This window comes from Corynebacterium sp. NPDC104732 (assembly GCF_055583565.1).
Genome location: NZ_JBVJNS010000009.1, coordinates 1 through 19593 on the forward strand (window position 1 = coordinate 1; position 19593 = coordinate 19593).

Annotated in this window: 19 protein-coding genes; 2 read left to right on the forward strand and 17 right to left on the reverse strand. The window is 60.6% G+C overall.

The window, feature by feature from the left end:
• Positions 1-216: 216 nt before the first annotated feature.
• The 6 genes from rpsI to eccCa all read right to left on the reverse strand — a co-directional run bounded on the left by rpsI (position 217) and on the right by eccCa (position 6706).
• Entirely contained in the window at positions 217-762 is a 546-nt protein-coding gene (gene rpsI / locus ACZ6ZO_RS07760; protein ID WP_208768703.1) for a 30S ribosomal protein S9, read from the reverse strand.
• Entirely contained in the window at positions 762-1205 is a 444-nt protein-coding gene (gene rplM, locus ACZ6ZO_RS07765) for a 50S ribosomal protein L13 (protein ID WP_182386907.1), read from the reverse strand. The genes rpsI and rplM overlap by 1 nt, the downstream gene beginning before the upstream one ends.
• A gap of 250 nt (positions 1206-1455) precedes the next feature.
• Positions 1456-1746 carry a WXG100 family type VII secretion target gene (locus ACZ6ZO_RS07770; protein ID WP_182386908.1) on the reverse strand — a complete coding sequence of 97 codons (291 nt, stop codon included), beginning with the start codon at positions 1744-1746 and terminating at the stop codon, positions 1456-1458.
• An 18-nt stretch (positions 1747-1764) separates the two neighbouring features.
• Positions 1765-2082 (reverse strand): WXG100 family type VII secretion target, encoded by a 318-nt coding sequence (locus ACZ6ZO_RS07775; protein WP_208768702.1) that lies wholly within the window; start codon positions 2080-2082, stop codon positions 1765-1767.
• 112 nt (positions 2083-2194) lie between these two features.
• Entirely contained in the window at positions 2195-3067 is an 873-nt protein-coding gene (locus ACZ6ZO_RS07780) for a type VII secretion-associated protein (RefSeq protein ID WP_343159231.1), read from the reverse strand.
• 9 nt (positions 3068-3076) lie between these two features.
• The gene (gene eccCa / locus ACZ6ZO_RS07785; RefSeq protein ID WP_465291767.1) at positions 3077-6706 is read right to left on the reverse strand and encodes a type VII secretion protein EccCa; all 3630 of its coding nucleotides are present in this window, start codon (positions 6704-6706) and stop codon (positions 3077-3079) included.
• Positions 6707-6873: 167 nt separating this feature from the next.
• On the opposite strand from eccCa, the gene eccD reads away from it, so the two are divergent.
• Positions 6874-8244 (forward strand): type VII secretion integral membrane protein EccD, encoded by a 1371-nt coding sequence (eccD, locus tag ACZ6ZO_RS07790; RefSeq protein WP_465291769.1) that lies wholly within the window; start codon positions 6874-6876, stop codon positions 8242-8244.
• Positions 8244-9398 (forward strand): type VII secretion-associated serine protease mycosin, encoded by a 1155-nt coding sequence (gene mycP / locus ACZ6ZO_RS07795; protein WP_465291771.1) that lies wholly within the window; start codon positions 8244-8246, stop codon positions 9396-9398. The genes eccD and mycP overlap by 1 nt, the downstream gene beginning before the upstream one ends.
• 165 nt (positions 9399-9563) lie before the next feature.
• Here the strand turns inward: mycP and eccB are convergent, their stop codons facing one another.
• From eccB to ACZ6ZO_RS07850, 11 genes are all read right to left on the reverse strand, one after another.
• Positions 9564-10793, reverse strand: a complete 1230-nt coding sequence (gene eccB, locus ACZ6ZO_RS07800) for a type VII secretion protein EccB (protein ID WP_465291773.1) — start codon at positions 10791-10793, stop codon at positions 9564-9566.
• A gap of 72 nt (positions 10794-10865) precedes the next feature.
• Positions 10866-13205 carry a DUF6541 family protein gene (locus ACZ6ZO_RS07805; protein WP_465291775.1) on the reverse strand — a complete coding sequence of 780 codons (2340 nt, stop codon included), beginning with the start codon at positions 13203-13205 and terminating at the stop codon, positions 10866-10868.
• A 95-nt stretch (positions 13206-13300) separates the two neighbouring features.
• On the reverse strand, positions 13301-14167 hold the full coding sequence (gene truA, locus ACZ6ZO_RS07810) for a tRNA pseudouridine(38-40) synthase TruA (RefSeq protein WP_465291777.1): 867 nt from the start codon (positions 14165-14167) through the stop codon (positions 13301-13303).
• Positions 14168-14179: 12 nt separating this feature from the next.
• Positions 14180-14917 carry an IucA/IucC family C-terminal-domain containing protein gene (locus ACZ6ZO_RS07815; RefSeq protein ID WP_465291779.1) on the reverse strand — a complete coding sequence of 246 codons (738 nt, stop codon included), beginning with the start codon at positions 14915-14917 and terminating at the stop codon, positions 14180-14182.
• A gap of 216 nt (positions 14918-15133) precedes the next feature.
• Positions 15134-15655, reverse strand: a complete 522-nt coding sequence (gene rplQ / locus ACZ6ZO_RS07820; RefSeq protein ID WP_182386920.1) for a 50S ribosomal protein L17 — start codon at positions 15653-15655, stop codon at positions 15134-15136.
• 65 nt (positions 15656-15720) lie between these two features.
• Positions 15721-16737, reverse strand: coding sequence for a DNA-directed RNA polymerase subunit alpha (locus tag ACZ6ZO_RS07825; RefSeq protein ID WP_182386921.1), 1017 nt, complete (start codon positions 16735-16737; stop codon positions 15721-15723).
• 96 nt (positions 16738-16833) lie between these two features.
• Entirely contained in the window at positions 16834-17439 is a 606-nt protein-coding gene (gene rpsD / locus ACZ6ZO_RS07830) for a 30S ribosomal protein S4 (RefSeq protein WP_182386922.1), read from the reverse strand.
• Between the two features lie 25 nt (positions 17440-17464).
• On the reverse strand, positions 17465-17869 hold the full coding sequence (gene rpsK, locus ACZ6ZO_RS07835; RefSeq protein ID WP_182386923.1) for a 30S ribosomal protein S11: 405 nt from the start codon (positions 17867-17869) through the stop codon (positions 17465-17467).
• 3 nt (positions 17870-17872) lie between these two features.
• Positions 17873-18241 carry a 30S ribosomal protein S13 gene (gene rpsM, locus ACZ6ZO_RS07840; RefSeq protein ID WP_156193765.1) on the reverse strand — a complete coding sequence of 123 codons (369 nt, stop codon included), beginning with the start codon at positions 18239-18241 and terminating at the stop codon, positions 17873-17875.
• 212 nt (positions 18242-18453) lie between these two features.
• Positions 18454-18672 carry a translation initiation factor IF-1 gene (infA, locus tag ACZ6ZO_RS07845; protein ID WP_025251938.1) on the reverse strand — a complete coding sequence of 73 codons (219 nt, stop codon included), beginning with the start codon at positions 18670-18672 and terminating at the stop codon, positions 18454-18456.
• A 187-nt stretch (positions 18673-18859) separates the two neighbouring features.
• Positions 18860-19579 carry a L,D-transpeptidase gene (locus ACZ6ZO_RS07850; RefSeq protein WP_182386924.1) on the reverse strand — a complete coding sequence of 240 codons (720 nt, stop codon included), beginning with the start codon at positions 19577-19579 and terminating at the stop codon, positions 18860-18862.
• Between the last annotated feature and the right edge of the window lie 14 nt (positions 19580-19593).

Sequence of the window (19593 nt, forward strand, 5' to 3'; positions counted from 1 at the left end):
CTCAAGAACCAAACAGCCGACTGGGAAACCCCAGTCGGCTAACAGCCATGCCAGAAAACAACACGGCCAAACAACCCCGGCTGAAAAATCAACCCAGGCTAATCCACCCCCGGAGTTGACAAACTATATAGGAACACCCCCCTCAAAAACTAAAACACCGCCCCAGCCCCGATGGTGTTTCGGGAGGGGCGGTGTTTCGCGTAAGTACGAAGCGTATTAACGCTTGGAGTACTGAGGTGCGCGACGTGCCTTGTGGAGACCAGCCTTCTTGCGCTCGACTGCACGAGCGTCACGGGTGAGGAAGCCAGCCTTCTTCAGGGCTGCGCGGTCAGCTGGGTTGTAAGCGTTCAGCGCGCGAGCGATCGCGAGGCGGAATGCGCCAGCCTGGCCGGTTGGGCCACCACCGGTGAGGTTTGCGTGGATGTCGAACTGGCCTTCGCGGTCGATCAGGACCAGTGGGGCCTTGATCAGCTGCTGGTGCAGCTTGTTCGGGAAGTAGTCTTCCAGGGAGCGGCCGTTGCACTTGAACTCGCCGGTGCCTGGCACCATGCGGACGCGGACGATGGCGCGCTTACGACGACCGACGGTCTGGATTGGGCCGTCCATCTCGATAGGAGCAGCAACAGCTGCTTCTTCGGTAGCCTCTGGGGCTACGATGTCGCCGATGGTGTTGGTGAACTCTTCGGTAGCAGCGGTTGCAGCAGCGATGTCTGCAGCGTCAGCCTGAAGATCCTGGTTCTCGGTTACGTTCTGTTCAGTCATTACTGTGCCACCTGCTTGATTTCGAAGGTCTCAGGCTTCTGAGCAGCGTATGGGTGCTCGGAACCTGCGAAGACGTGCAGCTTCTTTACGGAAGCGCGGGTCAACTTGTTGTGCGGCATCATGCCCTGGATTGCCTCGAAGACAACGCGCTCTGGGTGCAGTTCCATAGAACGGCCCAGGGAAAGGGTCGTCAGACCACCTGGGTAGCCAGAGTGGCGGTAACGGAACTCGGTGTCGCGCTTGTTCGCGGAGATGTGCACCTTGTCAGCGTTGATGACGATGACGTGGTCACCGCAGTCAACGTTTGGTGCGAAGTATGGCTTACGCTTGCCGCGGAGCAGGTCAGCAGCGGTAACTGCGAGGCGCCCCAGAACCACATCAGTAGCGTCAATGACGTACCACTTGCGGGTTACGTCACCGCTCTTTGGGTGAAAAGTAGACAAAATGACTCCTTATAAGTCTGTCTAGGAACTGCCAGCCAAGACGCGTGCGCTCAAGATCCGATTCGGCGGCCGGTGGAGACCCGAACGGCTGCTGCCCCTTGGGGCTGCACACACAGACAACCAATCCTAAAACATGAGTGCCTAAAAGTGAAAATCGCGCCGGCGCCACCCGCACTCGCCTTCCACAACGAGTAGTGTGCGGGTGGCGCCTGCGCGAACAGCAGACCCCGGTTGATGGTTGGTAGTAGGTTTAGCCCCAGCTTGCTGCGGCCATGCGGTTGATGTCGCTCATGCGGTCGTTTCCTTCGCGGACGGTCTTGGAGATCGTCGCGAGGATGGTGTTGAGCTCGTTCGCGGCGCGATCCCACTTAGCCTGAGCTTCGTTGTAGGCCGTCGCGGAGTCACCTTCCCAGGATGTCACCATGGGCTGGAGTTGGGACTTGAGGCCGTCGAGAAGCGAGTTGATGCGGCCGGAGGTGGCGTTGATGTCGGCTGCTGCGTTTTCGATTTCGCCGAATTGGTACTTGATCATGCTTTCCATGGTTTCCCCCTGTTGTTGTTAGAGCGCGAGGCCTTGGGCTTCGATGTTGTTGAATGCGCTGGCGTTTTCGGCTTCCATGCCGTCGAAGTTTTTCGCGTTGTGGCGGATGTTGTCGGCGATGGCTTGGAGTGCTTCGTGCAGTTCGCGTGCCGAGGTGTTCCAGCGCTCCATCAGGCTGTCGAAGCTGACTTGTGCGTTGCCGGCCCAGCTGCCGCGGAGACCGTCGACGACGCCGCGCAGCCTGGTCAGTTCCCCTTGTACTTCATTGTTGGTGCCATCGACGCGCCCGGCGGCGGCGACCATGACATCAGCTTCAGTCCTGAACAGTTGAGTCATTTCTGTGATTCCCCCGTATGAATGGTGTGTAGTGTGGGGCCAATTTTTTTGCCCTCATTATGTTTAGACTCCGCGAGCGCCCGAAAAGGTTCCATTCTTTTTAAAAAAGTTTTTAGCTCAGGCCCAAGCTCTCTACTGCCATGGTGCAAGCTGCTTTTTGCGCGATGGTGGGTTCTCCCTTGCTGTGGCAACCGACGCTGAATTGTTGCCCAGCGGTAACCCACACGACCCAGGCCACGGTGCTGCCGTCTCCTGGGGTTTCGAGGTATTCGACGGTGGGGTCGTTGGGGCGCAGGTTCCGCGTTACTCTTTCTTCGAGTGTCGGGTCACTGGCCACCATACTGGATATTTCGGTGCGGATGGCGCCTGCGTCGACGCCGTAGGTGTTATCGACAGCAATGAGGATTCTCATGTTGGGGTCTTCCCCTGTGGCAACAAGGATGCCGTCTTCCCGGGGCCCGATGCGAAACCCCGGCGGCAAGGTAAGCCGGACGCGTTCGTATTCCATCACCACCCCATGGGAAGGCGTGGGCGAAGCGGTAGCCACGGGGTTTTCCGCCCGCGCGGTGGTGTGTGGCTGGCTATCAATCCCCCACCAGCTCAACACTAAAACGGTAATGATCACCAGCGCGACGGCGACATGGAACAGGCTCACTGTGGGTAGCGCTGCTTTACGACGTCCCTTGGTTGGTCTCCGGATCGCCGGCGGCGCCTGGTGGTCTGTTTCGACTTCGTCAGCGTTGTAGGCTGCCACGGATTTGTTCAGGAGTGTGCGGGTGAGGACTTCGACGGCCCGGTCTGGCCCGGTGATCGCGACTTCAATGTCGGGCCAGACCCCGTCGGCCATGACTTTCAGCTGGTCAACGACGGCTGCTACCGCCCACCCCGCCAGGATCCCGGAGCAGGGCAGGTCGTATCGGTGTATTTGTTCCTCTGCTTCGAAGATGGTGGCGTTCTCCAGCACCGTCACCGTGATGAGTTTCATGGTTCTTCCTTAGGTTTGCGCTACGTGGCATGCCCCAATCGTGGTGCCGGCGACGTGCCACACACCGCGGCCTGGGATTTGCTTGGTTGGTTTGATGCCGAAGATGCGGCCTTCGTCGGGGTCGGCGTCGAGAAGCAGCACGCTGGGCGAGTTGTCTTTGACGGTTGCGAAGAACGGAGTGTACAGCGCGCGCCCAATACCGCCTGATTTCCTAGCAACGACAATGTGCAACCCAATGTCACGGGCGTGCGGGATGAGCGGAATGAGCGGCTGCAGTGCGCCTTCCGCAAGCAGGTCATGGTCGTCGACAAGCAGGTAAATCTCCGGCCCTGACCACCACGACCGGGCGCGCAGGTCGGCAGCGGTAACGTCAGCGCCCGGCAGTCGGCCCTTGAGCGTGGTGGCGGCGCTGGCGACTGCCTGGCTGATGGCGTCCGTGGTGGCGCCGTAGGCTGCGACCATGTCTGCGGGGAAGGCGTCGAGGTGGCTGCGGCGCGGGTCAATGACCACCAAGCGCGCGGCCTCCCGCCCGAGCTTGACGACGCCACTGCCCACCGTCCTCATGAACCCCGTCTTTCCGGAACCTTGCCCGCCAATGCACAGCACATGCGGCGAAGATTCCGGGTCCCACCCGAGCGCACCAAGACTGGGGCCACCCACCCCGAAGGGGATGCCCGGGCAGTGCCCCACCTCGGCCGCTGCCAAGGACACGGGCAGTTCCTTGAGACGCGGCACCGGAGGCAGGTTCTTGCTACGCGCCGCCATGATGACATGCCCGACATCCTGGTTGGTGGAATACGCCACCAGGATCGACTCGCCCTCATTGCTCAGCCCTCTGCCCGGCTTGTCCGAGAGCTTTTGTTGCGCTTTGCGGTCAATCACTGAATCCATCGGCTCGCCGAGCTTGAGCTCTATCCGGGTGCCCAGCAAGTCTCGGATCGCGGGGCGAATCAGGTTCCATCGCGGTGTACTGAGCAACAAATGGACCCGCGCCGCCAAACCATCAGATGCGATGGCGACAAACGAGTCATAGAGTTCCTCAAAATCGCTGCTCACCACGTGCCAACCGTCCACCACGAGGAACGTGTGGCCCGGCTGCGGATCATCGATGAAGCTCCGTACTTCATCCACTACACGTCGTACCTTCTCGGGATCATTTTTGTGCGCGACCCCAGCAACGTGAGGCATGGCCGCCATTGCGCCCAACTCCGTGCCCGCTAAGTCGAGGATGTAGCACCGCAGATCAGCAGTGTGATGGGTGGCAGCAAGTGACAACACGATGCTGCGCAGCGCCGTCGTCTTGCCGGAACGCGGACCACCGCACACCACGGCATGCCCGGCGCCGCCGCTTAGATCCGCCACGAAAGGGTCCTGCCGTTGGTGGAACGGCCGGTCCACCATACCGATGGCGGCCCGGCATATCCCCAGCTCATCAGCCACCCCGGCCAACGGCAGCTGGTCCGGCAGTGGAGGCAACCACATTTGGTGGGCATGCCACCGCACCTGCTGGCCCGCAGCCACGATCACCTTAATCAACGCGCCCAGCACCGTCCGAGAAGAATCCAACTGGTATTGGGCCTCCTCCGGTTCCGCGATATCAGCTGCACTGCAAAACAGTTGCACGCCCAATTGGTCAGTGCCGGTTCCCACCACGCGGACGGGAACCGGTCCGGACACATAACTCGCTTGGAACCTAGTGACATCATTGGCATCAGACTTAATGAACCCAGCGCCCGGCGTCGCCGGAAGATGGTACGCATCCACCACGCCCAACACCTGGCGGGACTCCGACGCCGAAAACGTCTTGAGCCCAATGCGGTAGGAAAGGTGCGAATCCAAGCCCCGCAGCCGACCTTCTTCCAGCCGCTGGCTGGCCAGCAACAGATGCATATGCAAAGATCTGCCCAGTCGGCCGACCGCCACAAAGAGATCCGCAAAATCCGGGTGCTGGCCCAGCAGCTCAGAGAACTCATCCAGCACGATCACCAACGCAGGAAGGGGCGGAAGATGCGGATGGGTGCTCTCCCGAGCAGCCTGGTACTCGCCTACATTGGCGAAATTCCCCGCTTGCCGCAGCACCTCTTGCCTGCGTGTCAGCTCTCCGCTGATTGCCTCATGCATGCGCTCCACCAGGCTCGATTCATCCGCCAAGTTGGTAATCACCGCGGAGGTGTGGGGCAAATCGTCTAGTCCTAAAAAAGTAGCGCCGCCCTTGAAATCGACCAGCACAAAATTGAGTTCCTCCGGCGAGTGAGTGAGCGCCAAGGACACCACGAATGTTTTCAGCGCTTCGGACTTGCCGCTGCCAGTCGCCCCGATGCACAGCCCATGAGGCCCCACCCCGCCGTGTGCGGATTCCTTAATGTCCAGGTACAGGGGCGCACCTGATTCGGTGACTCCGATCGGTACGTTCAACCGTTGCTGCGCGCTCTTGCACGGCCGCCACAGCTGTTCCGGGCGTAATTCTTCCAGGTCAGCGATGCCGTGTAGACCTAAGAAATCGAGGGAGCGGGTCGCGGTAGCTGCGGGGCGTCGATAAGCGGTGAGCGTGCGGGCGCAGTGCAGCGCCGCAGCCTCACTGAGAACGTCTGCCGCGCCGATATCCTCCAGCCCGCCTTCCGTGTGCACCGTCAGCGTGCGCACTGAATCCGCGCCAACCGTCAGCCACAGCCCCTCAGTGATGGCCCGCTCTCCCACCTCGCTGTGCTCGTGGTGACCGAGCGCAACGATGGTCGTCCACTGCGGATTATCCAGCTCAGTACTAATGTCGGCGGTGTCGTCTGCTATCAGAATCCGAAAGCGGGCGGACTGTGGCTCCCGCGCATGGGGCAACCACTTTGTCCAGGCCAGCGAGTCTCCACGTGCCTCAATCCCGACGCACTCCGGCCCGTGATGAAACGCCAACTGGATAATCAGCGCACGGGCCAGCTCGCCCGCCATCGGCCCAGCCACCCCGAGGTAACGAAACGCCTGCAGCTGCACAGCCACCGGCATGTGCGGCACTGATCCCACCGAGCGAACCGTATGCCGCAACGACACCGCACACACCGGGTCCAGGTCCTCTGGAGCGCCAGAATCCGGCACCACCACTGGGGTACATAACGCAGTGGTTCCCAGCCCCAACCGGACTTCCAGCGCATCAGGATCATCGGGATTGCGCTCCCACAACCGCCGGGTTCCCACCATTGCCCCAAGCAACGCCGGGTCCGGATGTTTGTGCACCTCCGCGGCTCGCTGCGCTGAGGCATTACGGACCGCGGAATCCCGCACCGCACTCAAATGCCGCAGGTAGGCACGGCGAGTTTCATCAATATCGTCGCCCGGTGGGGAGCCGAACATGGTGGCCATGCTCATCAGCATCATGACGGGAAACATGAGCATCATCGGGTGAGCCTGCCCGCCCGCCGTGATCATCAGTGCGAGCATTCCGCCGACGGCCACGAGCATGATCACTGGCATAAGTATGCGCACCAATGGCATGGGCTGTGGTTTTGACGCCGGAGGGATTTTCTCCGTGTGGATGGATCCGCTTGGTACGGGTGGCGCGGGTTCACGCTCCGCCATACTGATCGGCGCAATCACGTATTCTGGTTCGAATTCCAGCTGGTCATGAAGTGGTTCGAGCGACGTCGATGTCATTATTCCCCCAGGTTGAGTGTTTGATTCCACGAGCTTCCCCCGAAGCTTCGAGTGGACACGGCGCCAAGTTTAGGCCATGCTGAGCGTATCCGCAGTCACAGTTGTGGCGCTGGTGCACCAAGGGGGTTGATGCACCAAGGCTTTCGGTTTCGCAATGGGGGTTTGTTTTGACCGCACCGCATCATCTGACCACGTCACTTCGCATTACTTGCCGGTTCGAGGTGGGCGAGTTGTCCTCGGCGCCGCCGAAGTCAGTGGACGTGACCGTTCCGGCCTCGTCATCGCTGGAGGAAGCCCTCCCGGAACTTACGGAACTCGCCGGAGCACCCATGATCTCTGTTCCGTGGCTGACACGCACGGTGGCTGGCACCCCGGTAGACATGTCCGTGCCACTTCCCCACGCTGGAGTCACACACGGTGATGTCCTGGTGTTTTCCCCATGGGAGGACATCGATCCGCCGCTACGTACCGACGCCGCCGAAGCCCTTACTGACCTTGACCTGTCCTTTTCCGCCCACGGTCTCGCCGCGTCCACGGCGCTGCTAGGGCTAGTCAGCTTGGGTTTTCTCTCACTGACGGCCGCACTTCCCACTGTCACGAATTCCGCGTTGTTGCTGCTTTTGCTGGTTCTCGCTGGGTGCGTGGCGGCGTGGCTGCGAACTGCTGCGCCAGAGGAAAATCTGTCGGCTGGAATGTTTGCTCTCGCCCTCCCGTTAGCTTCTGGGACTACGGTGTGGACATTGGTAGCGGGCAGCATGGGGCCAAGCGATCCAGCACACGTGGGATGGCTTGCCATCGCTTCGGTGGTGGCGGCACTGGTCACCGCGTTGTTTCTGTGGTGGGTGACAAGACCAGGGCTGTCACTTGTGGTATTGCTGTTCACGGCTGCCGCGATCGTGGTGGTGGCTTCCGGTGTCCTCATTGTCTCGGGGAGCACGCTGTCCGCTGCGGCGGTTGCCGTGGCGGTGTGTTTCGCGGTGCTGTTGGCGTCGCCTCAGCTTGCGACCGTGGTGGCCGGGTTGAAGGTTCCAGCGCTCCCGGCTGCCGGGCAGGATTTGCGGGTGGCTGATCAGGCCGTCGATAAGCCTGTGGAGCGGGCGTGGCGTGCGACCAGGGTGCTGGACGGGGTGTGTTTAGGTGCTGGGGCGGTGGCGGCGTTGGCGCTGCTGTATCTGGGGTGGCGCACCCCCAGCCCTGGATTTGTGTGCGGTTTTGCGCTGGCAAGCAGCATTGCGGTGGCCTTGCACGCGACGAGGCACCGCAGCACGCCAGCGATGTGGGGCCTGTGGTTGTGGTTCCTCGCTGGGCTGGGAGCGGTGGTCTTTTCCGGGCCGGCGGCCGGGCCGGGTGGGGCAGTCGTGGCGGTGGTGGCGATGATGCTTGGGCTCACCGCACCACTGTGGGCGCACCGGATCCGGGGGCTGTCGCCAACGGTATTCAACTGGCTGGAGCGTGGGGAGACGCTTGCCCTGGCGGCAGTGTTTCCGCTGGCAGCCCACCTCGCCGGGCTTTTCGACGCCATTAGAGGCCTCGGCTAATGCGCACCCTAGTACTACTTTGTATTTTCGCTGTTCTGGCGGGTACCCCTGCTCCTGTTGCGTTAGCAGCCGAACCGGAATGCCCCGCCCCGATCCCGGCGCAGGCCCCTCACGGTTCCCCTCCCGCGGAACTTCTGCTCGCCCACCGGTTCGCCACCGGCGCAGGGGTGAAGGTGGCGGTGATCGATACCGGTGTGGCTACCCATCCCCGCCTCGGCCAGGTCGCGGACGGTGGGGACCTCATCGGCACTGGCGAAAGCGGCGGGGCGTTTCACGACTGCGACGGCCACGGCACCATCGTCGCCGGGATCATCGCCGCCCGCCCCGCACCGCAGCATGACGACGCCCTCCTCGGCATCGCACCCGACGCAGAGATCATCGCGATCCGCCAATCCAGCAGCGTGCTGCGCTCCCCTGCCCGACCAGAAGAGTCAACGGGGACCATCGCTACCTTGGCAGATGCGTTGCACCGCGCCATCGACATGGACGCTCACGTGATCAATGTGTCCCTCGCTTCCTGCGTCCCCGCGCACCTCGCAGGTTCCCTCGACACCCGCGTGCTCGACGAAGCCCTCCTCCGCGCCGAGCACAGTGGCGCCGTGGTCATCGCAGCTGCCGGAAACATCGGCACCGCCTGCCCAGCAGGATCCATATCCTACCCAGCGCATTCTCCCACCGTCATCGCTGTATCAGCGTCCGAAACAAGCCACGACCTGGCACAATACTCACTCCCCACCAGTGGCACACCATACTCAGCCCCCGGTAGAGTTCCGGTGGGACTAAGCCCGCACGGCGAAGGCTTCGCCACCGGCATGCACCACCAAGCCCAGCAACAACCATTCCTGGGCACCAGCTTCGCCGCCCCAGTGGTGTCTGGCGTGGCGGCACTCCTCACCCAGCGCTATCCCGAGGACACGCCCGCCCAGCTGCGCGCCAGAATCACAGCCAGCGCCTCACCTGGAACAGGACACATCTCATCCACCACCGCCCTTACTGTTATTGTGGGCGAGGCCTACCACCAGCAAGTATCACTAACGCAGCCAGCGGAACCCGACATGCGCATTCAGCAGCGCGCGCTCACGTTTCTACTCATCACCGCCATCGGGCTCGCGAGCCTCGGGATCCTACTGGCAGCGTGGCGCAAAATGATGTGAAGGGCTGGGTTTTTTGAAGTCCTATGACGATAGTGAAATGACGATGATCCCTGGATACCAGCCTTTTTCATTAAGCTGACCTCGAAGCATCGTCAATCCAACATCGTCAAAACCCCTGAAACACCCGGAACACCCCTTCACCCGCACACTTCCCCGAAAGGGCCCCTACCCTTGTGGCTTCAGGGCAGCAGTGTGAGATAGTTCCGCGCCGCGCGGAAGTAACGCGAGTATTGGCCAGGGTGCGGTTTGGGGATCAACGACGCCGAGCGCCGTAGCATCCGCCGGGGTGGCTACCGTGTGGGTTACTCCGTAATCAGTGACTAGCACGATCCCATTACCAGTATCGACACCGATGGCGCCGATGCTTGGGCCCGAAAAGCGTGTTGCAGTTGCTTGACCTGCGAGTGAGATACCGTGTGGCGCAGGTTCGCCTAGCCCGACTCGGCCGTCTGCGCGTACCCAGACGTGTGTTGGTGTTTGCCATTGCACCGTGGCAAGGGGAAGTTCGGCGACAACGCGCACGGCGTCAGGGTACTCGGGCAATGTATGAGACGGAACGGGGCGTTGCACAACCCCAAGGTCGCTGGCGATCTGGGCTTGGAGGCCGGTGAGGGGTACGAGCCCGTCGTGGCGCAGCAGCCAATATTCGGTGCCGGTTGCGATGATGTCGCCGATTACTTCTCGGTAGGGAGGTAGCTCTGTCACGGCAGACAGCAGTTGGGCTGGTGGTCGCCACATGGGTGTGTCAATGGTGATTCCGAGGCGTCTGCGGATACTGCGGCCGAGTGGGGTGTCGTCTGGCGGTAGCTCGGCTCGACCGGCCGTGGTGATGACCCAGGTTCTTCCGTCGGCGTGGGCGAGGAGGCCCTGGGCGTCGGTAAGCGGGGCGGGGGCGGTGCCTGCGACAACGGTGACGTCGCTGCCGCTGTGCACCGCTGACCAGGTGTGGGCGGGCTGCGGGTGCGGTGCGATCACGCCCGGCGCGCCGAGGATTCCGATGGGAGCGCCCCGCTGCTGCCCGTCAAGCACTGCGGCCGACGCCTTCGTCGCAGCTTCCGGCTTACCGACGACCAACCTCGCCGAAGCCTCATTCGCCACCGGGTGGAGCGCTGTTCCGCTGTCACTGGGCAGCCGGACGTACAGCGCACCACTTTCGGTGCGAATGATGGGCGCGTCCCCAGGATCCACCGCTGGAGCGAACAGTGCGAGTGCGCCGGAGCCTGCAGCGATGATGGCCACTCCGACGAGACCAAAGAGAGCGGCGCGTTTCCGGGCACCTAGTGGGTCGGAGATCATCCTGGTGTCGCCGAGAACCACGCCATGTTCTACTCGCCGGACCAGGAATTTGTGTCCGCTAATTTGTGCTTTGGTGGTGGACGAAATTACTCCGCTCACGGCCTTCCCCCCTTTTATGTGACCGATTGCTTCGTGTTCACACCTTACCGGGGGACTGTGGCACTCGCAGTGCTACTGGGATGGTGGTGCCGGCGGTTTGTCTTGTTGTTCGGCGGCTACAGAGTCCCCGGTTTTCACACCGTCGGCATCGAGTCCTTTGAGTTTGTCGCGTTCCACAAGCCATTCGAAGTGGGAGTCGCGGCCGCGGTGCGGGATGGTTGGCCTATGGATGTAGGGGTCGTTGTAGTCTGCCCAGCTTGTGTTCTTCCCGGCTTCGCCCTTGGTGCGCAGTGGTGGCAGTTTCTCAGGGGAGTTGCCCGGCTCGCGAAGTTTCAGGATCTCTTCGTCAGTAAACGCGGCGTTGACGGCGTAGATGATCACGTGGTGGTCCTTGTACACCGGGGTGACGCCTGGGGTGTTGATCAGGCCGGTTTCGAAGTCTGGGCGAGGTGCCTGGAACCACCAGAAGTTTGGTGGGGAGATGTAGATGTATTTTACGTTCAGTTCGCGAGCAGCCACATCAACACGGTTCGCTTCTTCAGGCACGTCGAAGTTGCCTTGGCCGAGTCGCATCGGGTGCCAGAACAGGCTGTTGGTGTTGGACTCGATGGTGGTGTTCGGCCACAGGTAGTGCTTGTAGAACGCCGGCAGCCGGTTGTAGGCGTACATCCAGCCGCTGCCTTCGTCGGGGTTAGAGAAGATCGTGCCGTCGTAGGCGTGTGGTTGCTTGGCCAGCCAATCGAAAGCCTTGAGGTCCAGCTCGTTGACCAGGCGGCCGTCGCGGGCGGAGTTGATGGCCCAAGCACTGCCGCGCTCCATACCGGTGCGGACGGTGTCCTGGATGACATACGCTGCACCACCGCCAACCAGGACCGCCAGAGCACTGGTGACCGCGGTGTACTTCTTTAGTGGGCCGCCGGTGAGCAGGCGAATACCCACGGCAATAGCAACCGCTGCGAATGCCACGGTGAACATCGCTACCGGCATGACCAGGCGGTGCCCGGTGTTGTAGTGCAGCGCGCCGATCATCTCAAAGTATTTGCCCCACGTGTTGCCAAATGGGCGCAGTGAGTTAACGGTAAAGCACACACTGAGGAACCAGAACACCGGGGCCCAGAGGTTACGACGCCACAGCACGAGCACCGCTGCGCCCGCGCCAGCGATCCACACCCACGGGGACACATTCAGCTCGAAGGAAACAGCGTGCCGGGTGTTCATGAAGATCGCAGTCTTCCAGGCCTCCACCAGGCTCAAGTCCTCGGTGGCGGTGAATGCCTTCACTTCCTCTGATTGCTCCGCGCCGATGAGGATCTGTGGCAGCAGCGCCACCACTCCAACCAGGCCGGTAACGCCGAGCAATGCGACGTCGCGAAGCCTCCAGCCAATATGTCCCTTCACACTGGCGGGCTTACGCGCAGGCACCCACAGCAGGTACAGCAGCCACCACAGCGCCAACCCGAGTACCACGATCGTCGCAGCGGAAGGGTGCATCTGCACCATTCCAATGAACGCGAGCGCAGCGAGGAAACTGCGGATCGGGCTGTAAGGCACCGTCATGAACAGGGCCAACACGATGCCACTTGTCGCGACCGCCGCCACATAAGGCCAGGCCCCCACGTAGAGGCCAATCCAGTGGAGGACCGGGAAGCCACCAACAATCAGTGGGGCCAACGCAGCGGCGATTTGCGCTGTGATCCCCCGGCGCCCGATCAGACGCCAGGCAATCAGCCCCACAGAGATCGGGAACGCCACAGCTGGAATGACGATGCCGGTGAGATTCGTCGCTGCGATCGGTGAGATGTTCGCCAGCTCTGCCAGCAGAGCCGCCCCTGCGTGCCATGCCGTCGGGTAGTACATCTTTGCCAGGGTCTCAGTGTTTTGCAGCTCGCCCATGCGGGTCGGCGAAACGATACCCGTTTCCACCGCGTAGCGCACCACGCTGGCATGCCAGTGCACATCCCAGCCCTGGAAAATGCTATCCATCTTCCCAGCGGCATATCCGAGTAGCTGCAGCGACCTGTGCAAAATGTACGCAATGCCACCGGCCATACCGAGGCCCGGCAGTATCCAGGTGGGATCCAGGAGGGTTCCGGTGCGCCAGTCACGCCGCGGTGCAGGCTGCGTGTCCCCACCTTCGGTGGTGAGGCGGGCGGCGCGGCGACGTCGGTAAGCAAAAAATGCGCCGTTCCACACCAACGCCAACAGCGCGAGACCAGCGGTAAACAGCGCCACCGACTTCGCGTTAAACGTAATGGTGGTGAGACCAAACGCCCAGGCCGCCAGCCCATAAATGCCGAAGGTCGCTGGGAGTGACGCCGCAACAGCCCACTGGCCACGCGCACCCGATAGCCACGCAACAATCAAGCCTGGAACGGTGAACACCGCAACTGCTATCGCTGCTGTGCTGACCATACCCATTAACCCACCTTCACATTTTGCGCCGTTTTGACCTCAGTAATCTTAGGCCATGTCGGGGGTAATTCCCGGCAAGGGCGCGCTGTCACAGGTCACGGAAGAGTCCGCAGCCCGCGTGTCGCCTCCGCCCGCGCCTGCAAATCACTATCCGCCGGGTAGTCCACCCCCACCAACGACAACCCATGCGCCGGCGCCACAGGCACTTCGGAACAACGCTTGTCCATCGTGAGCAGCCCCGCGACAAACCCAGTATCGCGGCGTCCCTCGCCCACTGTCAGGCACGTGCCCACCAGCGAACGCACCATCGACCAGCAAAACGCGTCTGCACTCACATGGGCTTCGTACAACAGTGGCTCCTCCGCAGTGGAAACATCATGCCACTGGAATACTTCCAAGTCCCGCACCGTCGTCGCATTCGGCTTCGCTCTACACAGCGCCGCAAAATCATGCAACCCCACCAGAACATCAGCCGCTGCCTGCATCTTCGCCAGATCCACCGGCTTTGGCCAATGCGCCGTGTCACGAGCCCGGGTCGGCAACGCCCCAGCGGGATCAGCGCTCACCCGATACACGTAGTGACGGCGCAGCGCCGAAAACCTGGCATCGAATTCCTCTGGGACAACACCACACCTCTGAACGCGAATGTCATCCGGCAACAGGCGGGCCAGCCGACGGATAAGTCGCGATGGATCACCATCGATCGTGCGCTGCGCCAACGCCTGCTTACCGACGCTAAAGTGCGCTACCTGTCCCCGAGCGTGCACCCCAGCATCCGTGCGCCCAGCCACAGTCAGCTGAATCGGCTCCCGCAGCACCATCGAGAGGGTATCTTCCAGCACCTGCTGCACGGTGCGCAACTCCGGTTCGCCCTCCTTCGGAACCTGTCGAGCCCACCCGTGGAAATCGGTGCCATCATAGGCAAGGTCGAGGCGAAGTTTCACTGAATCTGAGCTGTCCATGATGAAGCTATCTTACTGGTCTTGAAGCAACTGCAGGAACCGCTGCTGCCGCTCCTGAGGCGAAATCTTGCTACACCACGAACAATACTTCCCATCCTTCGCCGCATACCAATGGCAACACGACGTCCGCTCAAACTGGAGCTGGGTCTTCTCCCCCAGCGTCACGAGCCGATAGCTCCCACCCCTTTCCAACTTCGGGTGTGCAGCCGCCGCCTGCTCCGCAAGCGCCCGCACTCGAGCCAGCTCCGCAGAATTATATGCCTGCAACGAAAGTTTACGAAACGCCCCCGCAAACCCCGCTGCCATATTCCCCCACAAATTTGGCATCCCAGGGCCACTCACCTTCGAAATCACTTGTGCCAACGGCTCAAGATGCTGGCCGACCGTCATATCAACGACAGCTTTCGGATCCGCGACCGGCAGTACTTCTAGGTTCCTCAGAATCAACGTATCGGGACTCCCCTCCCGAAACCGCATCGCACAGTTAGGCATGGATACATCCAGCACGCTGTCATGCAACACCAACGCCGCCACAGCTGCACCGCAAACCCGGTGGCAATAACGCTGGAAAACCAATGAACCAGCGAAACGATTTGGCTCAAGTCCTCGCACGGCAGCATGAGCGCCCACCATTGTTGCAGCATCGGGCAATGTGGGATCACACAGCCTGCTCGCCACAAAATCCTCTTGTCGAAAAGGCTCCACCCGGACGCTAAACGCACCGCCTAGCCGATTGATGTCAGCAATCACTGTTAGATTCCTTCACTGTTCGTTGCTCGCCTCCCCTACAATCCCCGGGAAGCATTTCCCGGATCTCGGCAACTTTCCAGGCTTCACTTTTGCTAATTTGGCATTTCTAGCCCGAAACCCGAGGTTCACTTTCCGGGTTTTACGGAAAACCCCACCCACACACAACAAAAAGCCGCCCCAACGTACATGACGGGGCGGCTTTTCAGGAGCTGAGAATTACTTCTCGGACTTCTCCTCGGCTTCGGCCTCTACTGCCTCAGCTTCAGCAGCTGCGTCAGTAGCGGTGTCTGCCTCGACCTCTGGAGCGTCCTCTACAGGAGCTTCTTCAGCCTTCTTGGAAGCAGCTGCGCGGGCTGCGCGGGTAGCTTCAGCGGAAACGGTCTCTTCGAGGACCAGGGAGATCTGGGCCATAGGAGCGTTGTCGCCCTTACGGTTCTCCAGCTTGATGATGCGGGTGTAGCCACCAGCACGGTTCTCGAACTTAGGAGCCAGCTCGTTGAACAGGTAAGCAACAACTTCTTTGTTCGTGATGAGCTTAGCTACGTTGCGTCGGTCAGCAATGGTGCCGGCCTTAGCTTTGGTGATGATCTTCTCTACGTATGGACGCAGAACCTTTGCTTTGGCATCGGTGGTCTTGATTGCGCCGTGCTCGATCAGCTGAGCAGCCAGGTTAGACAGGATCTTACGCTGGTTGTTAGCCGAACCGCCGAGACGGGCGCCCTTCTTAGGGGTAGGCATTGTTGTACTCCTCGTGTACAGGTTTATGAGCGCAGGCTCCCGGGTGGCGGAAGCCTTAGGGCGTTTTACTCAGAATCTTCCGGGTCAAAGTCGATGAACTCGCCGGTTTCGGCGTCGTAGCCTTCGATCTGGGTTGGGTCGAAGTCTTCCGGAGCGTCCTTCAGGGTCAGGCCCAAGCCGGCGAGCTTGATCTTGACCTCGTTGATGGACTTCTGGCCAAAGTTGCGGATATCCAGCAGGTCTGATTCGGTGCACTCAGCGAGCTCACCGACGGTGTGGATTTCCTGACGCTTCAGGCAGTTGTAGGAGCGAACGGAGAAGTTCAGATCCTCAATAGCCATGCCGTAGGCTGCGATGTGCTCAGTCTCCTGTGGAGATGGGCCAATCTCGATACCTTCGGCTGCGGTGTTCAGCTCGCGTGCGAGGCCGAACAGTTCAACCAGGGTCTTGCCTGCGGAAGCAAGGGCATCACGTGCGGAGATGGAGTTCTTCGTCTCGACATCGATGATCAGCTTGTCAAAGTCGGTGCGCTGCTCAACACGAGTAGCTTCCACCTTGTAGCTGACCTTGAGCACTGGGGAGTAGATCTGGTCAACAGGAATGCGACCGATCTCGCCACCGCCAGCGTTGAGGGTTGCTGGGACGTAGCCGCGGCCACGCTCAACAACCAGTTCGATGTCCAGGCGTCCCTGCTCATTGAGGGTAGCGATGTGCAGATCCGGGTTGTGGATCTCCACACCCGCTGGAGGCTGAATGTCACCTGCGGTGACGACGCCTTCGCCAGACTTGCTCAGGTACATGACCACTGGCTCGTCAGAGTCAGAGGACAGCACAATGCCCTTGATGTTCAGGATGATGTCGGAAACATCTTCCTTCACGCCACCGATGGTGGTGAACTCGTGGAGCACACCGTCGATCTTGACGCTGGTCACTGCTGCACCAGGGATGGAAGACAGCAGGGTACGACGCAGCGAGTTACCGAGGGTGTAGCCGAAACCTGGCTCCAGTGGTTCGATGATGAAGCGAGAGCGTGCTTCGTCAACGTATTCCTCGGTGAGCGTTGGACGCTGTGAAATGAGCATGAACTTCTCCTTATGTGACGCCCGCTATTTGACGCCAGTAGGCAGTTATGGACTGTGGTGCTCGCCGCCACCAGGTTGGTGGCGAAAAGCGAAAGATTACTTGGAGTAGAACTCGACGATGAGCTGTTCCTGAATTGGAACGTCGATCTGAGCGCGCTCTGGCAGCTGGTGCACGAGAATGCGCAGGGTGGATGGAACGACCTGCAGCCATGCTGGGACGACTGCGTCGACGAGGTTATCCTGAGCCTCTTCGAACCAGATCATCTTGCGGGACTTCTCACGAACATCGATGATGTCGTACTGAGAAACCTGGAAAGAAGGAACGTTGACCTTTTTGCCGTTCACGGTGAAGTGACCGTGGGAGACAAGCTGGCGTGCCTGACGACGGGTGCGTGCAAGGCCTGCACGGTAAACAACGTTGTCCAGACGACCCTCGAGCAGGATCATCAGGTTGTCGCCGGTCTTGCCTGGGCGACGGTTTGCTTCAGCGTAGTAGCGACGGAACTGCTTCTCCATGACGCCGTAGGTGAAGCGAGCCTTCTGCTTCTCCTGCAGCTGGAGGAGGTACTCAGACTCCTTGATGCGAGCGCGGCCAGCCTGTCCCGGAGGGTATGGGCGACGTTCGAATGCCATGTCTCCGCCGACGAGGTCGACACGGAGGCGGCGGGATTTACGGGTTACAGGGCCGGTATAACGAGCCATAGTTTGTTACTCTTCCTTTCCCTGATTAAACGCGACGGCGCTTAGGCGGACGGCAGCCATTGTGTGGCTGTGGGGTGACGTCGGTGATGGAACCAACCTCGAGACCCGCGGTGGACAGGGAACGGATTGCAGTCTCACGACCAGAGCCTGGGCCCTTGACGTAGACGTCGACCTTCTTCATGCCGTGCTCCATTGCCTTGCGAGCAGCGTTCTCGGCAGCCAGCTGAGCAGCGAACGGAGTGGACTTACGGGAGCCCTTGAATCCGACGTGGCCAGAGGAAGCCCAGGAGATAACAGCACCGGATGGGTCCGTGATGGACACGATGGTGTTGTTGAAGGTGGACTTGATGTATGCGGCGCCCTGCGCCACATTCTTTTTTACGACGCGACGGCCAGTGCGGCGCGCGCCAGTGCGTGCTTTAGGAGGCATTTTTTACTTCTTCTTTCCGGCGATCGTCTTCTTAGGACCCTTACGCGTACGGGCGTTGGTCTTGGTGCGCTGACCACGAACTGGGAGGCCGCGACGGTGACGCAGACCCTGGTAGGAGCCGATCTCGATCTTGCGACGGATGTCGGCTGCAACCTGACGGCGGAGGTCACCCTCTACCTTCCAGGTGGCTTCGATAACGTCACGCAGAGCAGCGATCTGCTCGTCGGTGAGGTTGTCGGTGCGCAGGTCAGGAGAGATGCCAGTCTCTTCGAGCAGCTTGGCAGCACGGGCTGGGCCGATGCCGTAGATGTAGGTAAGTGCGACTTCCATGCGCTTGTTGCGTGGAAGGTCAACACCAGCTAGACGTGCCATAGTGGTACGTACCTTTCCGGTTGTTGCGGTGGTTTTCTCCACATTCATCCCTGTCTCATAGCACTTCACCCGGGCGGATGAGCCGGGAAGTGGGCTACGCAATCACAGGGCTCCAGCCACCGTAGCCGGAGGTAAAGGAAGTGTTTGTCTGCTGCGCTTATCGACGCACCAGAGCTGCAAAACACCTGGAATGTGAAGGCGAATAACTTTGTTTACTTGTAGCGGTAGACGATGCGACCGCGGGTCAGGTCGTATGGAGACAGTTCCACTACGACGCGATCCTCTGGAAGGATACGAATGTAGTGCTGACGCATCTTGCCCGAGATGTGGGCAAGTACCTTGTGACCGTTGTCTAGTTCGACACGGAACATTGCATTTGGCAAAGGCTCGATGATCTTGCCTTCAACCTCAATAGCGCCTTCTTTAGCCATATCCTCCGCTTTCCCTGGCACTTCCAAGTACAAAATGCCTGGTAGATGTCACTTTCCCTTGGGTGGGAAGGTGGGTGAACGCACGTGTACGTACACCAACGAACAAGGATACCGGCTGGTTACCATAAAAAGCAAGACCGCATCCTAAAATAGGGTGCGGTCTTAGGGCGTGTCGGAAACTGAATAGTTAGTAGACGTAAACCATGTCGCCGACCTGAAGGTCATTGAAGAACACTGCCGAGTCCTCGTAGCGTAGGTGGACGCAGCCGTGGGAGAGCCAGTCGATGCGTCCCGCATGGAATGCGACACCGTCGTTAGTGAAGTACACCGCGTTTGGCATCGGCGCATTGTCAAAGATGTAGGAAATTTCATCCTTAACTTTACGGGTGACATGGAAGTTACCTGACGGAGTCTCCCAACCTGGCGCACCGTGCGACACAGGTACCGGCCCGTATGTAACTTCCCCACCGTGCTGCAGCCAAGCCCGGTTGCCAGCCTTGTCCAGGCACACCCGTGCCTGTGGCGGGCAAGATCCGCGGTCAATGTTCGCCTCTGGTGCAGGGGCTGGCGCAGGGGCGGGTGCCGGTGCGGGTGCTGGCATCTTCGATTCCAGCAGCCCCGGGAACATCACGCGGAGGTTGTCGTCGGCAGCCTTGCGGAGTGCGTCACGCTGCGCTGGTGGCAAACCTGCGGTGGAGTTGTAGACAGCGTTACGCGCATTCCATGCGGCTTCCGCGGCGAAGTCGGTAGATCCGGTCTGCAGTTCGGAGGAACCAGGGACCGAAGAACCTGGAATGACCGGGGCTGCCATAGCCGGCTGCAGCATGACAGCAGCGGCGGCTACAACCGTCGATGCGGCGATAGCCACGCGACGCTGGAAAGCAGAAGGCTTACGGTGCTTGTTCATAGTCAAGGAGTATA

Excerpts from the sequence above, each read along its gene's own strand:
- rpsI (WP_208768703.1), bottom strand. The coding sequence starts at position 762 with ATGACTGAACAGAACGTAACCGAGAACCAGGATCTTCAGGCTGACGCT.
- ACZ6ZO_RS07770 (WP_182386908.1), bottom strand. The coding sequence starts at position 1,746 with ATGGAAAGCATGATCAAGTACCAATTCGGCGAAATCGAAAACGCAGCA.
- ACZ6ZO_RS07775 (WP_208768702.1), bottom strand. The coding sequence starts at position 2,082 with ATGACTCAACTGTTCAGGACTGAAGCTGATGTCATGGTCGCCGCCGCC.
- ACZ6ZO_RS07780 (WP_343159231.1), bottom strand. The coding sequence starts at position 3,067 with ATGAAACTCATCACGGTGACGGTGCTGGAGAACGCCACCATCTTCGAA.
- eccCa (WP_465291767.1), bottom strand. The coding sequence starts at position 6,706 with ATGACATCGACGTCGCTCGAACCACTTCATGACCAGCTGGAATTCGAA.
- mycP (WP_465291771.1), top strand. The coding sequence starts at position 8,244 with ATGCGCACCCTAGTACTACTTTGTATTTTCGCTGTTCTGGCGGGTACC.
- ACZ6ZO_RS07805 (WP_465291775.1), bottom strand. The coding sequence starts at position 13,205 with ATGGTCAGCACAGCAGCGATAGCAGTTGCGGTGTTCACCGTTCCAGGC.
- truA (WP_465291777.1), bottom strand. The coding sequence starts at position 14,167 with ATGGACAGCTCAGATTCAGTGAAACTTCGCCTCGACCTTGCCTATGAT.
- rplQ (WP_182386920.1), bottom strand. The coding sequence starts at position 15,655 with ATGCCTACCCCTAAGAAGGGCGCCCGTCTCGGCGGTTCGGCTAACAAC.
- ACZ6ZO_RS07825 (WP_182386921.1), bottom strand. The coding sequence starts at position 16,737 with ATGCTCATTTCACAGCGTCCAACGCTCACCGAGGAATACGTTGACGAA.
- rpsD (WP_182386922.1), bottom strand. The coding sequence starts at position 17,439 with ATGGCTCGTTATACCGGCCCTGTAACCCGTAAATCCCGCCGCCTCCGT.
- rpsK (WP_182386923.1), bottom strand. The coding sequence starts at position 17,869 with ATGCCTCCTAAAGCACGCACTGGCGCGCGCCGCACTGGCCGTCGCGTC.
- rpsM (WP_156193765.1), bottom strand. The coding sequence starts at position 18,241 with ATGGCACGTCTAGCTGGTGTTGACCTTCCACGCAACAAGCGCATGGAA.
- infA (WP_025251938.1), bottom strand. The coding sequence starts at position 18,672 with ATGGCTAAAGAAGGCGCTATTGAGGTTGAAGGCAAGATCATCGAGCCT.
- ACZ6ZO_RS07850 (WP_182386924.1), bottom strand. The coding sequence starts at position 19,579 with ATGAACAAGCACCGTAAGCCTTCTGCTTTCCAGCGTCGCGTGGCTATC.